18 protein-coding genes, 1 riboswitch and 1 other annotated feature are annotated in these 19,300 nt (G+C 47.2%); of the genes, 10 read left to right on the top strand and 8 right to left on the bottom strand.

What is annotated here, in order from left to right; translation table 11 throughout:
• Nucleotides 1-3 precede the first annotated feature (3 nt).
• A complete protein-coding gene (locus B5G11_RS10085; RefSeq protein ID WP_087253296.1) occupies nt 4-1,077 on the bottom strand; it encodes a Xaa-Pro peptidase family protein in 1,074 nt (357 codons plus the stop codon).
• Between the two features lie 206 nt (nt 1,078-1,283).
• On the opposite strand from B5G11_RS10085, the gene B5G11_RS10090 reads away from it, so the two are divergent.
• Complete coding sequence (locus B5G11_RS10090) at nt 1,284-1,922, top strand: hypothetical protein (RefSeq protein WP_087167011.1); 639 nt, start codon at nt 1,284-1,286, stop codon at nt 1,920-1,922.
• Nucleotides 1,923-2,047: 125 nt separating this feature from the next.
• On the opposite strand, the gene B5G11_RS10095 is transcribed toward B5G11_RS10090, so the two are convergent.
• The gene (locus tag B5G11_RS10095; RefSeq protein WP_255396427.1) at nt 2,048-2,932 is read right to left on the bottom strand and encodes a phosphoribosylaminoimidazolesuccinocarboxamide synthase; all 885 of its coding nucleotides are present in this window, start codon (nt 2,930-2,932) and stop codon (nt 2,048-2,050) included.
• Nucleotides 2,933-3,184: 252 nt separating this feature from the next.
• On the opposite strand from B5G11_RS10095, the gene B5G11_RS10100 reads away from it, so the two are divergent.
• The gene (locus tag B5G11_RS10100) at nt 3,185-3,559 is read left to right on the top strand and encodes an HIRAN domain-containing protein (RefSeq protein ID WP_087253299.1); all 375 of its coding nucleotides are present in this window, start codon (nt 3,185-3,187) and stop codon (nt 3,557-3,559) included.
• Between the two features lie 18 nt (nt 3,560-3,577).
• The gene (locus B5G11_RS10105) at nt 3,578-4,570 is read left to right on the top strand and encodes a WYL domain-containing protein (RefSeq protein ID WP_087253301.1); all 993 of its coding nucleotides are present in this window, start codon (nt 3,578-3,580) and stop codon (nt 4,568-4,570) included.
• 66 nt (nt 4,571-4,636) lie between these two features.
• Here the strand turns inward: B5G11_RS10105 and B5G11_RS10110 are convergent, their stop codons facing one another.
• From B5G11_RS10110 to B5G11_RS10130, 5 genes are all read right to left on the bottom strand, one after another.
• Nucleotides 4,637-5,326: a radical SAM protein gene (locus B5G11_RS10110; RefSeq protein WP_087253304.1), complete on the bottom strand. Its 690-nt coding sequence runs from the start codon at nt 5,324-5,326 to the stop codon at nt 4,637-4,639.
• Nucleotides 5,313-5,906, bottom strand: a complete 594-nt coding sequence (locus tag B5G11_RS10115) for an ECF transporter S component (RefSeq protein WP_087253307.1) — start codon at nt 5,904-5,906, stop codon at nt 5,313-5,315. The genes B5G11_RS10110 and B5G11_RS10115 overlap by 14 nt, the downstream gene beginning before the upstream one ends.
• The gene (locus B5G11_RS10120; RefSeq protein WP_087253309.1) at nt 5,903-6,913 is read right to left on the bottom strand and encodes a nucleoside hydrolase; all 1,011 of its coding nucleotides are present in this window, start codon (nt 6,911-6,913) and stop codon (nt 5,903-5,905) included. Before B5G11_RS10120 ends, B5G11_RS10115 begins: the two co-directional genes overlap by 4 nt.
• Before the next feature lie 31 nt (nt 6,914-6,944).
• A riboswitch (PreQ1 riboswitch) is annotated at nt 6,945-6,989 on the bottom strand.
• A 139-nt stretch (nt 6,990-7,128) separates the two neighbouring features.
• Entirely contained in the window at nt 7,129-8,391 is a 1,263-nt protein-coding gene (locus B5G11_RS10125) for a Glu/Leu/Phe/Val dehydrogenase (RefSeq protein WP_087253311.1), read from the bottom strand.
• Nucleotides 8,392-8,420: 29 nt separating this feature from the next.
• Complete coding sequence (locus tag B5G11_RS10130) at nt 8,421-9,713, bottom strand: aminotransferase class I/II-fold pyridoxal phosphate-dependent enzyme (protein ID WP_087253314.1); 1,293 nt, start codon at nt 9,711-9,713, stop codon at nt 8,421-8,423.
• A gap of 272 nt (nt 9,714-9,985) precedes the next feature.
• Here B5G11_RS10130 and B5G11_RS10135 point away from each other — a divergent pair, with 272 nt between their 5' ends.
• The 4 genes from B5G11_RS10135 to B5G11_RS10150 all read left to right on the top strand — a co-directional run bounded on the left by B5G11_RS10135 (nt 9,986) and on the right by B5G11_RS10150 (nt 15,927).
• Nucleotides 9,986-11,746 (top strand): PEP/pyruvate-binding domain-containing protein, encoded by a 1,761-nt coding sequence (locus tag B5G11_RS10135; protein WP_087253316.1) that lies wholly within the window; start codon nt 9,986-9,988, stop codon nt 11,744-11,746.
• A complete protein-coding gene (locus B5G11_RS10140) occupies nt 11,743-12,702 on the top strand; it encodes a LysR family transcriptional regulator (protein WP_087253318.1) in 960 nt (319 codons plus the stop codon). The genes B5G11_RS10135 and B5G11_RS10140 overlap by 4 nt, the downstream gene beginning before the upstream one ends.
• Before the next feature lie 434 nt (nt 12,703-13,136).
• Entirely contained in the window at nt 13,137-14,582 is a 1,446-nt protein-coding gene (locus tag B5G11_RS10145) for an amino acid permease (RefSeq protein ID WP_087253320.1), read from the top strand.
• Between the two features lie 4 nt (nt 14,583-14,586).
• Nucleotides 14,587-15,927 carry a M18 family aminopeptidase gene (locus B5G11_RS10150; protein ID WP_343215500.1) on the top strand — a complete coding sequence of 447 codons (1,341 nt, stop codon included), beginning with the start codon at nt 14,587-14,589 and terminating at the stop codon, nt 15,925-15,927.
• Nucleotides 15,928-16,029: 102 nt separating this feature from the next.
• On the opposite strand, the gene iadA is transcribed toward B5G11_RS10150, so the two are convergent.
• Complete coding sequence (gene iadA, locus B5G11_RS10155) at nt 16,030-17,175, bottom strand: beta-aspartyl-peptidase (protein WP_087253323.1); 1,146 nt, start codon at nt 17,173-17,175, stop codon at nt 16,030-16,032.
• 269 nt (nt 17,176-17,444) lie between these two features.
• Between iadA and B5G11_RS10160 the strand changes: the two genes are divergently transcribed.
• The 3 genes from B5G11_RS10160 to rplL all read left to right on the top strand — a co-directional run bounded on the left by B5G11_RS10160 (nt 17,445) and on the right by rplL (nt 19,136).
• Nucleotides 17,445-17,918 carry a hypothetical protein gene (locus B5G11_RS10160; protein WP_087253325.1) on the top strand — a complete coding sequence of 158 codons (474 nt, stop codon included), beginning with the start codon at nt 17,445-17,447 and terminating at the stop codon, nt 17,916-17,918.
• Nucleotides 17,919-17,984: 66 nt separating this feature from the next.
• Nucleotides 17,985-18,119 (top strand) — a sequence feature (ribosomal protein L10 leader region).
• Between the two features lie 30 nt (nt 18,120-18,149).
• On the top strand, nt 18,150-18,701 hold the full coding sequence (gene rplJ, locus B5G11_RS10165) for a 50S ribosomal protein L10 (protein WP_087167024.1): 552 nt from the start codon (nt 18,150-18,152) through the stop codon (nt 18,699-18,701).
• A 60-nt stretch (nt 18,702-18,761) separates the two neighbouring features.
• Entirely contained in the window at nt 18,762-19,136 is a 375-nt protein-coding gene (gene rplL, locus B5G11_RS10170) for a 50S ribosomal protein L7/L12 (RefSeq protein WP_087167025.1), read from the top strand.
• The last annotated feature ends 164 nt before the right edge of the window (nt 19,137-19,300 follow it).

Genomic DNA, 19,300 nt, shown 5'->3' on the forward strand with positions numbered 1-19,300 from the left:
AGACTAGCCTACGATACGATATTTCTTTTCTACAGAGTTGAGAAGTTCATGTCCATCTTCTGTTACAAGAACAAGGTCTTCGATACGAACTCCGTATTTTCCTTCGATGTAGATACCCGGCTCGATGGAGAAGATCATGCCTGGTTCAGCAACGTTTTTGTTGATCGGGCTGACATCACCATATTCGTGGTCTTCCTGTCCGATGAAGTGTCCAAGACGGATCTTCCAGTATTCGCTGTATCCTTTTTCATCGATGTAATCTCTTGCCTGAGCGTCGATATCGCAGAAACGAACGCCTGGTTTGATTACAGATTCTGCTCTTAAAACAGCTTCACGTACGATGTCGTGGATTTCTGTCTGTTCCGGATCAGCGGATTTGCAGTAGAATGTTCTTGTCATATCAGAGCAGTATCCCTGCCATACACATCCCATGTCGATCAGGACACATTCGCCTGCTTTCAGAGTACGTGTATCGCTTGGCTCATGATGCTGGTCAGCAGCATTTGGTCCGAAGCATACGATTGTATCAAAGCTGTTTCCGCTTGCGCCTGCTTTGAGGTATTCGGAATCGATGAAGTCAGCGATCTGTTTTTCTGTCATGCCTTCTTTGATGTAATCAGCAACCTTTTCCATAACAGCATCGTTGATTTCGGATGCTTTCTTCATGATTGCGATTTCTTCTTCGTTCTTTACTGCGCGGACGCCGTCTACACAGTCAGATCCCCATACTGTTTTCAGCTGAGGAAGTTTTTCCTGCAGCGGGATGAGGAAACGTGCCGGCCATGTTTTGTCAATACCGAGCGGTTTTTCCGGATCAATATTTTCTGCAATAATGGAGATCTGGTCTTCCATATCTGAGAACCAGACTTCTTCAAATCCTGTATCCTTTACGAAGTAAAGGTAGTTCAGAAGCATGGTGTGCTTTCCGCTTGTTCTGAGAATCAGAGCGTATAATCTTTCGCCCGGATTAACCATGATTCCTGTCAGGAAACGGATACTCAGCGGATCGGATACGATCAGCTGTGTCAGGCCTTTCTCTTCCATTTTGCTTAATACTCTTGAAATTCTGTCATTCATTGGTAATATGCTCCTTTCGTATTGCTAACATACTCTGGGAATATTATAGCACAGATAGGGAAGAACTCAACTGTTTTTTGTGCATATTGTTTATACTGTAGTATGAAAAATTATGATGGTAAAAATTAAAAAATCTTAAGGAAAGCTTCCTTGTTTCTCCGGAGCGGTTTCGATATACTGACACCACAAACGGAAGGAGGGATTCAATGAAAAAGAAAAAGCTGGAGCTGCCCGTTCTTTGGATGGAACAGACGGAGGGAACGGACGAATGGTATGTAGGAATGCATTATGGAGGCGGTCCTTATGAGATCTATGAGGCAGAAGATATGATCAGTATGGGCCTTGGTTTTTCCGGAAATCAGATTTATTTCATTCACTATCCGGATGGAGAAGTTTATGCCCCTTTGAAAAAGAAAGAAAATGTCTATTATGAAAGGCCGGTATGGGATGAAGACAGGTTTGGAATTGCGGCAGTAGATTTTGGAAAAAGAGAAGTGATCATTTACTCCTTTATGCCTGGAAAAGAAGTACAAATCCTTCATAAGATTCCGCTTACAGATATCCATGACTGTTATAATCTTAGAATAGAAGCCTCCCCGTTGACACTTAGCCGACAGAAAGATCAGGTCTATGAGATTCTTTGGCCGGAGAAAAAAAGATTTGCAGTTAAAGAAAACGACAGTATGATTTATCGGGACGGAAATACGCTGTATTTTTCCAGGTGGGCGGAGACACCGGAATATCTGGAGTATGTTGTAGCTGTAAATGTTGAAACGGGAGAAGAAATCAGCGTGGAGAAAGGAAATTTATACCGGATGCCGGATGGAAGTTTCTGGCTTGTTTAAAAGTGCGCTTTCAGAAAAAGATATAACAGACAATGCCTCCACCCCGGATGGAACTGTGGGTCCATGACCCGGCAGCGCCGAACGGGTGGAGGCATTTTATCAGTTTATAAAGAAGTTTGAAAAGATTACAGTGTCTTTCCTGTCAGCATTTCATATCCCTGCAGATAGATGTCGATGGTTTTCTGTACGACATCTTCCGGCAGTGTCCAGTTATTGTCCGGATTTGCTTTCAGCCAGTCGCGTGCGAACTGCTTGTCAAAGGACGGCTGTCCATGTCCCGGCTCATAACCGTCAGCAGGCCAGAAACGGGAGCTGTCCGGTGTGAGCATCTCATCACCGATCACAATGTTTCCGTCCTCATCCAGACCAAATTCAAATTTGGTGTCTGCAATAATGATGCCGCGGGTCAAAGCGTAATCTGCGCACTTTTTATAAAGAGCGATGGTATAGTCACGAAGTTTTGCAGCGTACTCTTCACCTTTTCCAGGGAAATATTTTTCCAGGTGGGCAATGCTCTGCTCATAGGAAATGTTTTCGTCGTGTTCACCGATCTCTGCTTTTGTGGATGGTGTGTAGATTGGTTCCGGCAGTTTGTCAGATTCTACCAGCCCTTCTGGAAGCTTGATGCCGCATACTGTGCCGTCTTTCTGATAGCTTGCCCAGCCGCTTCCTGTAATATAGCCACGGACGATACACTCGATCGGGAGCATGTTCAGTTTCTTGCACATCATGCTGTTGCCGTCAAACTGCGGCTGCTGGAAAAATTCCGGCATATCTTTTACATCTGTGGAAATCATGTGGTTTGGAAGGATATCTTTTGTCATATCAAACCAGAATCTGGACATCTGAGTCAGTACAGTGCCCTTCTTTGTGATCGTATTGTTCAGGATCACATCAAAGCAGCTGATACGGTCAGTAGCGACCATGATCAGGCTGTCACCATTATCATAGATTTCACGTACTTTTCCTTCTTTAATCGGTTTCATTTTACATACCTCGCTTCTTAAGATCTCATTATGTTTACTTCCATATAATAGGATAAGCAGAAACGCGGCAAATTGCAATCTTTTTCTGATTCTTTTTATACAGTCGTTTTTATTGGACATCATGAGGGCTAAGATAAAATCAGAAAAAGAAAAGGTGAAGGGAGTGAAACATATGAAAGGATATGTTACGGACAAAGGGTATATGGGACTGGTTGAAGGGCGCTACATTCTCTTCGCCAGCGAAAGAGAGTACTACGATTATATGGAGGACTAAAGATGGGAAAAGTCTATGTTACAATTACGGGGATGAAACACTATTTTGGACAGGATTTCCTGAAACCGGGAATGAAAATCGAACTTATCAAAGAACCGGACAATGAATATGATAAAGAAGCAATCCGGGCAGAGATTAAGGGGATTGGCAAGATCGGTTATGTGGCGAACAGCCCGTACACGGTTTTTGGAGAAAGTATGAGTGCGGGAAGAATTTATGACAAAATCGGAGAAACGGCATCTGCCAAAGTGGTATATGTGCTTCACGAAGGAGTCATCTGCAAAATCCGAAAGAAAGATCTGAATGACGGAAAGAAAAAGAAAGAAGAACCGGGCGGAGCAGAGGACGGTTGTGATATACTGGTACATATACCGTAAGGCCGGAGGGAAATGAAGATGCCAAGAGGATCGAATCAGAAGTTTAAGTTATATTATCTCGCGAAAATCATGCTGGAAAAAACCGATGAGGAACATTATATTACAATGCCGGAGATCCTGAGGGAACTGGAACGGTATGAAGTAACGGCGGAACGAAAGAGCGTCTATACAGATCTGAAAGATCTGGAGCGGCTTGGGATCGAAGTGGAAGGGGAACAGGTCGGCAAGTCCTACCACTATCACGTGGTGGACCGGCAGTTTGAACTTCCGGAGATGAAACTTCTCGTAGACGCAATCCAGTCTTCTAAATTTATTACAGCACGGAAATCACGGGAGCTGATCAAAAAGCTGGAAGGCTTTGTGAGTGAATATGACGCAAGAAAGCTTCAGCGTCAGGTTCATGTGTCCGGACGGATCAAGGCGATGAATGAAAGTATCTATTATAATGTGGACGAGATTCATCATGCAATTGCGGAGAACAGGAAAATCCGTTTTCACTACTATCAATGGAATACGAAAAAGGAAATGGAGCTGCGCCGGGGAGGAGAGTATTATTGTGTCAGTCCGTGGGGACTGTCCTGGGATGCAGAGAACTATTATCTGATCGGCTATGATTCGGAAGCGGAAAAGATCAAGCACTACCGTGTGGATAAGATGCTGCATATTCAGATGACGGAGGAGCAAAGAGAAGGACGGGAGCTCTACCAGAAGCTGGATCTGGCATCCTATTCAAGGAAAAGTTTTGGAATGTTTGGGGGGAAAGAGGAGAAAGTAAGACTTCGGGTCAGAAATGATCTTGCGGGAGTCATTATTGACCGGTTTGGAAAAGAGGTCATGATGGTACCGGGACAGGAAGGATACTTTACGGTTTCCGTAGATGTCAATGTCAGCAGCCAGTTTTTCGGATGGATTTTTGCACTCGGCGACGGAATGGAAATTCTGGGGCCGGAGTGGGTCAAAGAAGAGATGAAGCGGGAGATCGGGAAAGTGATGGAAATGTATGCAAAGTAGATCGGGAAAATGATATCCGTACCATCCAGCCATAAAAGAAGGCTGCGCACGCCGCGCAGCCTTTTATCAGTCTCCGACACCAAAGTCGGTATTTTCATACAGCACTTCTATGGAAGGGTCTTCTTCCAGATACCGGAATTCTTCCAGAAACCATTTAACCAGGTCCTCATCCCGTTTGACATCCGTCGTATTGTTGGTGAAGACGTTGATGGTACCGAGTTTGAAGTAACGCTTTAAAAGCGCAATATCGTTTCGGATCATCTCTTTTGTCTGGCCTTTGATTCCTACCATCAGGCACGGGGAGTCAAAGTAGCGGCTCAGCTCTTCGGCATCCTGAAAGTCCGCATGTTTATTCAGGTAATGTTCTCTGAAGTCGTAATCAAAGGTTTCGGCACCGGTTTTGTAGACGATCTGGATTCCAAAGAATTCCCGCATTTCATCCAGACGCTTCCGGTAGATCCAGTGGGCCTCAAAAAAGAGCTTTTGGATGTTCTTTTCCCGGACGATGTTTCGGATATCCTCCAGTGTTTCTTCTGGAAGTTCAAAGCAGCTTCCGGAATTGATGACTTCCAGAACACCGAATTCTCCGGTGACGTGGGAGAGCACTTCACGGTTCAGTGCGAGCATGCCTTCTTTGTCTCTGGAATTGTCATCGATGTAATCGCAGAACCGGCATTTGCCCCAGACGCATGGATAGGCTTTCAGAAGGACGATTTCCCGCTGGTTTTTATTGGTGATTTTACTATAACGATCCATAATTTCTTTGTCCTTTCTTTAGTACTGCCAGCATGGAAGTTGGCAGCACTCCAAGTACCAGTACAGACAGGCACAGCATAACAGCCCGGTCCAGATAATCCGTCAGAAGCTGTACACAGAACACGCTTGCCGTCAGATTCAGCCCTGTATGGTGCAAAAGCTGTACGAGGATAGAAGAACCGGAGGACGTAATTCCGCCGAACAGAAATGCGGTGATGGAAGCGGAAACAATCGTTCCAGGGACCGTCACTGCCGCAGCGTACAGTAGAATCCGGTATTTTCCCGTTTTGAAAGCTTTCTCGTAAAAGAGGAATCCAGCCGCAAGAGCGGTGACCAGCTGAACCGGGAGATAAAACAGGGAATAGATATCTGTGGTGAATCCGGTCAGAAGCCCGCTTAACAGTCCCGGGATCATTCCGTAAAACGGGCCGAACAACATAGCCGACAAAAAGGTGCCGAGGGTATCCAGGTACAGAGGGATTCTAAGAAGAAGCGCGATATTTGCCCCGGCAATGTTTAATACGGCAGCCAGAGCAAGGAAGCACATCTGTAGTACAGTCAGTTTTTTGGGAAATTTCATGCCGTCACCTCCTCTGTCAGAATCTGGGAAAGCATGTGACGGACAGCCGTTTCGTCTGCGCCAAGCACCTGGCAGCAGAACAAAAGCCAGAAACGGTACGGATCCGTTTCGGTCAGGATGTGGCTGTTGTGCGGCTTTTTCCAGAATTCGCAGGCATCCACCAGAGTCTGTCCGTAGCTGATTCCTCCGGTTTCCACTGCTGTATAGGCGTCAAAGCCGCTACAGATGGAATGATCGGCAAAATAGGCAACAGCAAGCGGGTCGTTGATGACGCATCCGATGATGCCTTCCTGCTCCCAGTGGAAGTCCAGATAAAACCGGGTGATCGCTTCGATTTTTCCGCCAAGGAACGGATGAAGCCGTTTCATGTACTCGATCAGGTTTGGAGTCAGGACGATCTTCCGGGTGACGTCGAGTCCGATCATATGAATGTTCTTCCCGAACAGTTCCGGCAAGGAAGCATATGCTTCAAAGACCTTTGCGGCGGCATCCGGATCACACCAGTAATTGTACTCCGCCACAGGAGAACAGTTCCCGTGTGATTTGTAAGTGCCTCCCATGGAGACAAGCTCCTGTATCCGGACAAATGCTTCCGGAGACCGTTCCAGAAGCCGGGCCAGATTTGTCAGCGGGCCAAGCGCAATGACAGAAACCTGTTCCTCTGATAAAAGCACATCAGAAAGATAAGAAACTGCGTCGGCTTCGGCCGGGGAACCTTCCGGATCCGGAAAAGCGGATTCTCCGAGACCGTCCCCGCCGTGGGTATCCATCGCGTCTACGTATGGCCTTACAAGAGGCTTTGCCTCACCTGCATAGACAGGGATCTCTGTTCTGTTCATCAGTTCAAGGATTTTCAGTGCGTTTTTCACGCCTTTTTCGACGGGAACATTCCCGCAGACAACTGTGATCCCGATGACGTCAAGTTCCGGAAGGGAAAGAGCCAGCATGAGCGCCAGTGCGTCATCGATTCCCGGATCGCAGTCCAGAATTACTTTTCTTGCATTCATTCTCCAATCTCCTTTGTTTTTTTGAATTTTGAGATACTTGGTTTTTTATACTGGGAAGTTCACGAACCAGTCCGGGCAAATAGCCCGATTGTATAAATGCAGAATAAGTATAGCAGAAGAAAGCGGGAAATGGAAGAAAAAACAGGCGCAGTTATATATGCGCCTGTTTATGTAAAAAGTTATATGTTCAACTTTTCTGGAGGATTTTGCTTTTTTTACGGCCAGATTGCTCTTGCGGATTTCGCATCCACAACACGTTTCAATGCGATCAGATAAGCGCCCATACGGAGTGTGGTATGCTTTTCCTGTGTCAGATCCCATACGGATTCAAAGGCCGCGTCCATGATATCTTTGAGTTTCTTGTTGACTTCGTCCTCGGTCCAGCTGACGGACTGAATGTTCTGCACCCACTCGAAGTAGGAGACGACAACACCGCCTGCATTGGCAAGAATATCCGGAACCACTTCGATTCCCCGTTTTGCAAGGATTTCGTCCGCATCGGAAGTGGTCGGACCGTTGGCAGCCTCCACAATAAGCTTTGCCTGTATTTTTCCGGCGTTTCCTGCATTGATCTGGTTTTCCAGAGCGGCCGGTACCAGGACGGTGACCGGTAGCTCCAGAAGCTCCTCGTTGGAGATGTGGGTGGTACCATCCTCATTGAAATCTTTTAAGAGATTTCTGCGGTCTGCGGCCAGATAGGATAAAATGGCCGGAATGTCCAGACCGTCCGGATTGTAGATGCCGCCGGAAACGTCGCTGATGGCTACGACCTTTAATCCTGCTTCATGAAGCAGTTTGGCAGAAACACTTCCCACATTTCCGGCACCCTGTACAGCAACCGTTGTACCTTCAGAAGGGATGCCAAGTTTTTTCAGGATATTTAAGGTTGTAAACATAACGCCGCGTCCGGTAGCTTCGTTTCGTCCAAGAGCTCCGCCCAGTTCCAGCGGTTTTCCGGTGACAACACCATGAATACAGTGGCCTTTGAGCATGCTGTAAGTATCCATGATCCATCCCATGACAGCGGCATTTGTTCCTACATCCGGTGCCGGAATATCCTGTTCCGGTCCGATCAGCGGAGCGATTGCTGCGGTATAACGTCTTGTGATAGCCCGGATTTCGTTCTCGGAAAGTTTGGATGGATCACAGACAACGCCGCCTTTGCCGCCGCCGTACGGGATGTTGACAACAGCGCATTTAAAAGTCATCCATGCAGCGAGCGCGCGTACTTCGTCTGCATTGACGTCCGGATGGAAACGAATGCCTCCTTTTGCAGGACCTCTGGAAGTGGAGTGTTGGATCCTGTACCCCTGGAATACATGTGTCGTCCCGTCATCCATCCGGACCGGAATGGAAACCTTCAGTTCCCGCTCCGGATACTTGATTGCTTCAATGTCGCTGTCACTGTATCCAAGAATGGCAGCTGCGTCCTGTACTACCTTCAGTACATTGTCATACGGATTGTAGCTCTGTTTCATGATTACATTTCTCCTTTTTGATGACCTTTCTATTTTGGCTGGTTCCCCAGCAGTTTTTCAAGATATGCGATTTTTATACATAGAATCAAGATGTCCATGGCCTGTGCCAGTTCTTCTTCGGAAGGGTAAGACGGGGCAATACGGATATTGCTGTCATCAGGGTCCTTTCCGTATGGATAAGAGGCGCCGGCTGCTGTCAACGTGACTCCGGCCTGCCCGGCAAGCTCGACCGTCCGTTTTGCGCATCCGTCGGAGACATTCAGGGAGATGAAGTAGCCTCCTTTCGGATGGCTCCAGAATGCAATGGAAGAATCCTGACCGATACCTTCCTCCAGTTTCTGAAGGACGATATCAAATTTAGGGCGCAGAAGATCAGCGAGTTTCTGCATATGAATCAGAATCTTTTCCGGCGTGCCGAAAAACTGTACATGCCGGAGCTGATTCAGCTTGTCGTGGCTGATTGTCTGGGCGGACATATGGCCCAGAAGCTCTTTTATATTGTCCGGACTTGCGGCGATCAGAGAAACACCGGCTCCCGGAAAGGTAATTTTTGAGGTAGAGAAAAAATAGTAGCACCGGTTTGGATGGCCGGCCTTTTCACAAGCTGTAAGGATATCTTTCAGCGGTACCTCTTCGTATATATGGTGGATTCCGTACGCGTTGTCCCAGAAAATCCGGAAATCATCCGCGGCTGTTTCCATGGAAGCAAGTTCCTCTACCACAGCATCGCTGTAGCAGACACCCTGCGGGTTGGAGTGCAGCGGGACACACCAGATGCCCTTGATCTGCTCGTCGTTTTTGACCAGTTCTTTCACCTGGTTCATATCCGGGCCGTCTTCCAGAAGACGGACAGGGATCATTTCGATGCCGAGTTCTTCGCAGATCCGGAAGTGGCGGTCGTAGCCTGGAACCGGGCATAAAAATTTGACGGTACGTCCTTCGGTCCGATAATCGGCCCACGGCCTGTTTCCGCCTGTGCCGAACAAAAACAGGAAAGCCATTGTATCAAACATGAGATTTAAGCTGGCATTTCCTCCCATAATAATCTGATCTGCCGGTATACCGAGCAGATTCCCGAACAGCTTCCGGCATTCGGGGATACCCTGTAGGATCCCATAGTTTCTGGCATCGGTGTCGTCTTCCAATATACAGGAATCAGGGAGACGGAGAAGATCCATGGAAAGATCCAGCTGATCCGGGGCCGGCTTTCCGCGGGACATATTTAAATGAAGTCCCTTCGCCTGTTCCTGTTTGTATTCATTCCAAAGTGCAGACTGAAGATCCGTCAGTTTTTCTTTGGAGAGTGCTCTGAGAGATGTCATGATCGTTTTCCTCCTTGCTCTGCCCTCATTATAGAAACGGCCGGGAGAAAAAACAAATATTTATATTTGTATAAATTTTATAAAAGAAAATCTATAGCAGCCCATAAAATAATCGAAAAAATAGACAAAAAAATCAAAAATATTTTGAAATAATTAGACAAAACAGCTATGATATAAATAAACAGTTATAGAGACTATAGACGAGTTGTATTTGAAATCGGAGATGTCGGGGGATAAACTTTTAAGTAGAAGAGCAGAGAGGATGAGGAATTATGGAAGAGGAAAAAAAGAGGGAGCTTTGCCGCAAAATGATGACGCAGGATCCGAGACTTGCGAGAACAATCCTCACATATTTTGAAGAGGAAGATTTTCAGAGGATTTCTGATCATAAGACAGGAGGCGGAGTGATCGGCGGGAAGGCATGCGGATTTGTCCTGGTGGAGAAGATGATGGAGACACTTCTTGGCGAGTATGCAGATCGGTGGGAGCGCTGTCCCTCCTGGTTTGTGGGAACGGAGATTTTCTGCCAGGTACGGGACGGAAAAACGGTCGAAACGTTCCGGGGAGAGTTTGAGAGGATCCTGAATTATTTTAACGGAGCACCGTATATCGTCCGTTCCAGCAGCCTGATGGAAGACGGGTATGACAATGCATTTTTTGGAAAGTATGAGTCCGTTTTCTGCTCGAATCAGGGGACAGAAGAAGAGCGGATCCGGGAAATGCTGAACGCGGTTTCAAGAGTCTACGACAGTGTGAAGAATCAGGAAGCGGTGGAATACCGGAAGAAATGGCATCGGAAAGATCAGGAAGAGCAGATGGGGCTTCTGATTCAAAAGGCGGCGGGGACACAGATCGGAAGTCTGTATTTTCCGGCTGCTGCGGGGATGGGATGCTCCTACAATCCATACAAATGGATGGAACACATTAATCCGGAAGCAGGGATGCTCCGGCTGGTGGCAGGGCTTGGAACGAGAGCCGTAACCCGGACACCGGGGGATTATCCGCGGCTGGTAGGCCTGGACTGCGCGCAGGGGAATCTCTGGGGAACGACAGGGGAGAAACACAAGTACTCTCAGCGTCAGGTGGATGTGATCGATCTGGATGCCCGTAAGATCTGTACGAAAAATCTGTCGGAGCTTCTGGATATCTTCCCGAAATCTTATCGTCGGCTGCTTCTGGAACGGGATACGGATGCGGAAGAACTGCTTGCAAGACGGGGAGACTACAGGAAGATCTATTTTGCGGACTGTCAGGGACTGGTGGAAGACCGTACGTTTATCCGGATGATGAAAACGCTTCTGAAAAAACTGGAGGAGAATTACCGGCAGCCGGTGGATATCGAGTTTGCCGTGAATGCATCGGAAGATGGATGGAAAGTAACCCTTGTACAGTGCAGGCCGCTGCGTTCGGGAATTTCGGATCAGGTCAAGATCCCGAAAGATAAAGATGGAGAATTCCTGTTTGATGTGCGGCGGACTTCCATGCGGCGTTCCAAAGAGCAGAAGCTTGATTATATTGTCTGGGTGGATCCGCAGGCGTACTATGACTATCCATATAAGAAGAAACCGGATGTTGGGCATGTGATCGGAAAGATCAATCATTATCTGGAGGAGACGGAGGAGAAAGCACTCCTTCTGGCTCCCGGCAGAATCGGGACTTCGTCACCGGAGCTTGGTGTTCCGGTTTCCTATGCGGATATCAGCAGTTTCGGAGCTATCTGTGAAGTGGCGTACGGGAAGGCAGGGTACCGGCCGGAACTTTCCTATGGAAGCCACATGTTCCAGAATCTGGTTGAGGCTGACGTTTACTACGGAGCGATCAACGAGAACAGCAAGACAAGAATCTACCGTCCGGAGATGCTTTCGGCCTGCCCGGAAGTGACAGAGAGATTAGCCGGAGAAACCGCGGCGGACCTGCTGCGGATCGTAAAAGTGTATGATGTGCGGGGACATGCGGTATTGTATCTGGATGCGGCGGATGGCAGAGCGGTGTGCCGGCTGGCGGAAAGCAAAAAAGAGAAGGAAGAATCATGAAGGAAAATACATTTGCAAACATGGAATATGTCTATGAAGTTTATAAAGAAGGAAGCTTTTCCAGGGCGGCGGCCAATCTTTACATTTCGCAGCCTGCTCTTAGTGCAACGGTAAAGAAGATTGAAAAGAAGATCGGAATGCCGCTGTTCGACAGAAGTACGGTGCCGGTTCAGTTGACGGAGTGCGGGAAAAAATATATCAAGACGGCAGAAAAGATCATGGATCTGGAGGAGGAGTTTGAGTGTTATGTCGGGAATCTGAACGACATGCTCACAGGGCGCCTGAGCATCGGCGGGACCTATCTGTTTATCTCGTTTGTACTGCCGGGGATTATCAAGAAATTCCGTGAGAAATTTCCGCAGATCAAACTGAACCTTGTGGAAGCGCACACTTCCCAGATCGAGAAGAAGCTCTTTTCAGGGGAAGTGGATCTGATGCTGGATAACTATCCGATGGATGAGGAGATCTATGACAGGCGGTTTTTTATGAAAGAGAATCTGCTGCTTGCCGTGCCTGCTTCGTTTGAAAGCAACAAAGCGGCTCAGGCGTGGGGCATGACATCGGATGATATCAAGCAGAATGTTCATATGCGTTCGGAAGTCTACGGTGTGGCGTTGAAACTGTTTGAGCAGGATCCGTTCCTCATGCTGCGGGCTCACAATGATACAAGAGAACGGGTGGAGGCAATCTGCAAACGGGCCGGATTTGTGCCGCGTGTGGCGTTTAAGATGGATCAGATTCTGTCTATCCTGGCATATACAGAACGGGAGATGGGGATCGCGATTGTAAGTGACACGGTAGTAAAAAGTCTTCCGTACAACCGGAATATTATATACTATAAAATTGATGATCCGGCAGCGCAGCGTAATGTATATTTCTATTACCGTAAAAATAAATATTTCACAAAGTGTATGGCAGAATTTATGAAAATTGCGGTGGAAGAAAAAGAATTATAAACATTCTGTTATGAAACATATAAAAGAAACAAATAATAAGAAGAAAAACAGTACCCGGAAAAAAGGAAAGTTTTCGGGCGCTGTTTTTTTGTGTGGGAAAGATATACAATTTATGGATACAAAGAGAAAATTATCAGTCAAAATAAAAGGGATTATAAGGGAACAGTTATATAAGTCATTCTGATTAGTTATTTGAAACTGATATTTATAAAAATTATAATGGAATCATGTGAAAAGCGCTTGAACGAAAAGGCAGGGAACTGCCGGAAAATCTAAAAGGAAGAGAGGATGAACCTCCGGTCTGTGGGAGAACGGGCGGACATGCGTACCACGGGCCGTATGAACATGATACAGCGGAAGGAATGTATCTTGCCGTGAGAGTGATCAAAGAAATTCTTTCCCTGTACGTAAAACAGTAGAAAGGTAGAAGAAATATGAAAACACAAGATAAGAAAATACAATGGTATGTCCTTGCATTTATGTCATTCTCTACCGTGTGGGGATTTGGAAATGTATTAAACGGATTTATCTATTTTAACGGAACGCAGGTAATGCTCAGCTGGATACTGATGTTTGCCCTGTACTTTATTCCGTATGCCCTGATGGTCGGAGAACTGGGCTCCGCTTTCAAGAACAGCGGAAGCGGTGTCAATTCCTGGATCTATGAGACAACAGGACCGAAGATCGCTTATTATGCAGGATGGACGTACTGGGCATGTCACATCACTTACATTGCCAGCAAGGGAAGCGGCGGGCTTAAAGCGCTGAGCTGGGCGATTTTCCGTGATCATGAGACCTATGATACGATTCCGACGGTTTATGTACAGCTTGCGACACTGGCAGTATTTCTGATCTGCTGCTATATTGCCAGCAGAGGTCTTAATCCATTGAAGAAGCTGACAACGATTGCCGGAACCAGCATGTTTGTCATGTCCCTTTTGTACATCGTAATGATGTTCGCTGCACCTGCGATTAACCCGGGCGCAGATTTTATCAGTCTGGATTTCAGTCTGGATAATTTGATTCCGAATTTTAATATGGGTTACTTCACAAGCCTTTCCATTCTGGTCTTTGCGGTAGGCGGATGCGAGAAAATTTCTCCTTATGTCAATAAAGTAAAAGATCCAAGTAAAGGTTTTCCAAAGGGAATTATCTTTATGGCGGTCATGGTGGCAGGATGTGCGATCCTTGGAACAATCGCCATGGGAATGATGTTTGATCCGGCGGTGATCAATGAAAGCCAGGAGACGTTTGATTCTTATGCCGCGAACGGTGCTTATTGGGCGTTCCAGCGTCTGGGCGAGTATTACCATGTGGGAGACTTGTTCCTGGTTCTTTATGCGCTCTGCAACATGATCGGACAGTTCGCAATTTTGATTTTAAGTATTGACGCACCTCTTCGTATGCTTCTTGATAACGAGAAGACAAAAGAATTCATTCCAAGCAAACTGTTGAAAAAGAACAAATACGGTGCGTTCAGCAATGGAATTTGGCTGGTGGTCATTCTTTCCGGCGCAATTATTTTGATCCAGACCGTGATGCCTGGAGCGGCATCCGTTCTTCAGCAGCTGACAAGATTGAATTCTGTCTGTATGCCGCTCCGTTATCTGTGGGTATTTGTAGCCTACATTGCGCTGCGGAGAGCGATCAAGCGTATTCCGGCAGAGTACCGGTTTGTGAAGAGCCAAAAGATAGCATATTTCTTCGGAGGCTGGTGTTTTGTTGTGACAGCGGCGTGCTGTATTATGGGAATGTACAGCAAAGATCCGATGACCATGGCGCTCAACATCATCACACCGATTGTTCTGACTGCACTTGGCCTGATCCTGCCAAAGATTGCAAAGCGGGAACGGGAGAAAGGAATGGTACAGGATGCATAATAAGATGATGGATACGCAGGTGTGCAAAGATGAGGCGCTGGAACTGGCAGCCTTTATTCAGAGTTCGCCGACACCGTTTCATGCGGTGGAACAGATGACGGAGATTTTGAAGCGGGAGGGATTTCTCCCGCTGGCAGAATCCGAAAGATGGGAAATCCACAGAGGCGGGCGCTATTATGTGACCCGCAATCATTCCAGTATCCTGGCATTTGAGGTGGGAAACGACGTGCAGGACTACGGATTCCAGATTGCGGCGTCTCACAGTGATTCTCCCACATTCAAGGTAAAAGAACGTGCCGAAATGACAGTGAAAGGGCATTATACAAAGCTTAACACAGAAGGCTATGGTGGAATGCTCTGCGCACCGTGGTTTGACCGTCCGCTTTCTCTGGCGGGAAGAGCAGTCGTGCGCACAAAAGACGGAATACAGGAGCGTCTGGTGAAGATCGACAGAGATCTTCTGTTGATTCCGAGTCTTGCAATTCACATGAACCGTAAAGTCAATGAGGGACAGAAATTTAACCTTCAGGAGGATATGCTGCCTCTGTTGTCTGCCAGGGAACTGGAGCTGGATACGGTCAGGAAGCTGATCGCGGAGGAATTGCAGATAAGGCCGGAACATATTCTTGGAATGGATCTTTTCTTATATAACAGGATGAAACCTTCGATCTGGGGGCTGGAGGAAGAGTTCCTTTCCTGCCCTCAGCTGGATGACCTTCAATGCGCCTATGCATCTTTGAAAGGATTCCTGAAAGGGAAAAATCCGGGAGGCATCAATGTCTTTGCGTGCTTTGACAACGAGGAAGTGGGATCCGGGACCAAACAGGGTGCTGCATCCACGTTCCTGACAGATGTCCTGAAACGGGTCAACCGGGCCCTTGGAAAAGGGGAAGATGATTTCTGCCGGGCAGCTGCATCCAGCTTTCTTCTGAGCTGTGACAATGCACATGCTGTGCATCCGAATTGCCCTCAGAAAACCGATGAGGGGAACTGTGCATATTTAAATGAGGGAATTGTTATTAAGTCCCATGCGGGACAGAAATATACAAGTGACGGCATCAGTACGGCGCTGTTTCAGGAAATCTGCCGGAAAGCGGGGGTGCCGGTACAGTATTTTGCCAACCGCTCTGACATGGCCGGAGGAAGCACGCTTGGCAATCTTGCCATGGCGCAGATGTCTATGAAAGCCGTTGATATCGGGCTCCCGCAGCTGGCCATGCATTCATCCTATGAGACTTCTGGAATCAAGGATCTTGTGTATCTGGAACAAGCGTCAGAAATCTTTTTCCGCACACAACTGCTGGAAGAGGCCGACGGTACCATCCGAATGACCATTCATGAATAAGCATTGAAATAAGTATAAGTATTGAAAAACAGGCATCGGCCGGGAATCAGACATCCCGGACCGTGCCTGCTTTTTGTTTAACAGAAATTTCACAGTATCGGATCAGATTTCGTAGGTGCCTTTCTGAAGAAGCACATGATCTTCCATCATACGCCTGCCGCCGGCAATGACTGTATGGATGGAAAGATCTTCTTCCAGAAGTAAAAGGTCTGCATCGGAGCCGGCACGGATACATCCTTTTTTCGGGAAGAGTTCCAGCGATCTGGCCGTGTTGGAAGTGGCAAAGCACAGAGCCTCTTCCAGAGGGAGCTGATATTCCTGGACGAGGACTTTGACCTCCTTCAGAACCGTATCTACCGGTGCGTATCCGATCGCAAGAAGACTGCCGGATTCATCATAAGTGGACCAGCTTCCCATTCCATCGGAACTTATGGTGATCTGCTCCATCGGGATACCACGTTCTCTGGCCTCCATGATACAGGCGGCCGGGCGTCCGGCTCCGTCAATCCCGCAGGTCAGATCGATGAAGCCGCCCTGACGGGCAAACGCAAACGCTTCCTCCAGAAGCTCACGTTTGCGGTTGACGTGGGTCGGATGAAAGATCTTGACCGGAATGGCTGTCTGTGCAAGTGCTTCCCGGACAGGTGCAAGACCGGACGGGGCATCGCCCATGTGAAGGACAACGATACCGCATTTTCCGGAGAGCATTCCGGCAGTACGGGTGTCACTTCCGAGCCGCATGAGTTCATTGACAGTGACGTTTGGCGCTCTGTGATCCGAAAGGGCAAGTTTCACCCCCAAAATCTCATCGATAAATACGAGATCTCTTTTGACGTCTCCGGTCAGAGTGACGGACGGAAAGCCATAGGAACCGGTGCAGGCATAGGTGCTGATTCCTTCTTCTTTCAGTGCTTTGACACGGGCAAGCAGATTTTCAACGCTTCTGGTAATTCCGTCTGTTCCGAGAAGACCGACTACAGTAGTGACACCGCCCCGAATCAGATCTGACAGGGAGACAGGAGGAACCTGAGTGTGAAAACTGCCTTCGCCGCCGCCTCCGGTGACGTGCACGTGCGGATCGATGATTCCGGGAATGAGCAGTTTTCCTGTTCCGTCAATCACATGACAGGATGGAAGCGGGAGAGAGATGCGTTCCTCTATGGCTTCGATCTGTCCTCCGCAGACGAGTACATCTTTGATTCCGATAATGTGAGGTGTATAGACTTCTGCTTGTTTGATTAAAATCATGTTCAAATCCTCCGTCAGCGGCATCCGGAATCCGGATGCCGTTTTTTGCTTTATTCAGGATCATTGTACCATGAATGATGGAATCTGGGTATTATAGAAACCCGGAAGAAGATTTCTTGCATCATATGATTTCAATGTGATAGAATGAAGCTTAAATATGAAGAGGGGACTATGAGAATGAAAATGGAACGATATCGGATCACAAAAGCCGCCTTCATTCCTGCTACGCGTGGGGTGTGCTGGCTGTCGTAGTAGTTTCGGCGGGATTTATGATTGCTTTTGGCAGTGAAAACTGGCAGAGCATGACGTTGGTTCTGACCTTGCTCCCTGCAGTAACATCTATTATGATGGCGGCTGCGCCGATTCCGGAACTGAAAGGAGAAAAAGAGGACTCCGGGGCATCAGGAGTGCTGCACAGCAGAACCGCGGTTTTGTATCTGATCTGCATTTCCTTTGCGGGAGCGTCGGAATCGACGATGAGCCAGTGGGCATCCAGTTATCTGGAAACGGCATTTGGAATTAATAAAACGATAGGCGACCTGCTTGGCCTGGCGCTTTTCGGAGCGGCGACCTTCTATCCGCAGATTGTCGGGGTGATCACAGACAGCGCCGTCAGAAGTGAAAATGTGACGGCCTTTGCGCAGCAGTTTGGATATACAGCGGAACAGTTTGGAATGAAAGCAGGAATGTGCTTTGCGGTACTGGCACCGTTTCTTGGGGCCTGCTGTTTTACAGAGCGATGAAAATCCCGTCAAAAACAGAAGAATAAAAATTAGCAAAAAATATTGACAACCATGAGTATATATGGTATTGTTACGAAGTAACTGCCGAAGACAGTAGGTGCCGGACGGCATAAGGATCAAAACGCCTACCGAGGAAGACAAAATTCTTTACTTGAATGTTGACCTCTCTGTCTTTTTGCAGAGAGGTTTTTTTCTGGCAGCTCACAAATACTACAAGGAGGTGCGTTAATCGTGGCAAAAGTGGAATTAAAACAGCCAATCGTGCAGGCGATCGCTGATGACATCAAGGATGCACAGTCAGTTGTCATTGTTGACTACCGTGGACTTACAGTAGCACAGGACACAGAACTGCGTAAACAGTTAAGAGAAGCAGGTGTCATTTACAAAGTCTGCAAGAACACAATGATGAAAAGAGCTTTTGAAGGTACGGATTTCGCAGGTCTGGAAGAATACCTGGAAGGACCGAGCGCAATGGTTGTATCTAAAGACGATGCTACAGCTCCGGCAAGAATCATCTGCAAGTTCGCCAAGACAGCAGAGGCTCTGGAAGTAAAAGCCGGTGTAGTAGAAGGAACTGTTTACGATGCAGCAGGAATCACAGAACTTTCCAAGATTCCTTCAAGAGAAGAGCTCCTTTCCAAATTGCTTGGAAGCTTACAGTCACCTATCACAAATCTTGCTCGTGTACTTAATCAGATCGCTGAACAGGGTGGAGCAGAGGCGTGCGAGGCAGCAGCAGAGGAAGCTCCGGCAGAAGAACCAGCTGAAACACCAGCTGAGTAATTGATTCAGAATCATTGATTCAAGAGAACGAAACCGATACAAAATATGGAGGTAAATAAAATGGCAAAATTAACAACAGCTGAATTTATTGAAGCTATCAAAGAATTATCTGTATTAGAATTAAACGATTTAGTAAAAGCATGTGAAGAAGAATTTGGTGTATCCGCAGCAGCAGGTGTTGTTGTAGCAGCAGCAGGCGGAGAAGCAGCAGCAGCTGAAGAAAAGACAGAGTTCGATGTAGAACTTGTTTCTGCAGGTGCTTCCAAAGTTAAAGTAATCAAAGTTGTTCGTGAAATCACAGGACTTGGATTAAAAGAAGCAAAAGACCTTGTTGACAACGCTCCGAAGGTAGTAAAAGAAGCTGTATCCAAAGAAGAAGCTGAAGAAATCAAAGCTAAACTCGAAGGAGAAGGCGCTGAAGTTAACGTTAAATAATTTCGTTGATGGAATGATGATGGCAGGATTCGCAGGAATCCTGCCATTTTTTGCTTTATAGGAAATTGCGTTTTTGGAGCAGTCAAAAAAAGAACGCATGTTCATCGAACATATGTTAGATAAACATGCGTTTGGGTATGACAATAAGACGTTGGCAGGATCAG

The sequence above is a fragment of the Drancourtella sp. An57 genome, assembly GCF_002161525.1.
GTDB lineage: Bacteria > Bacillota > Clostridia > Lachnospirales > Lachnospiraceae > Sellimonas > Sellimonas catena.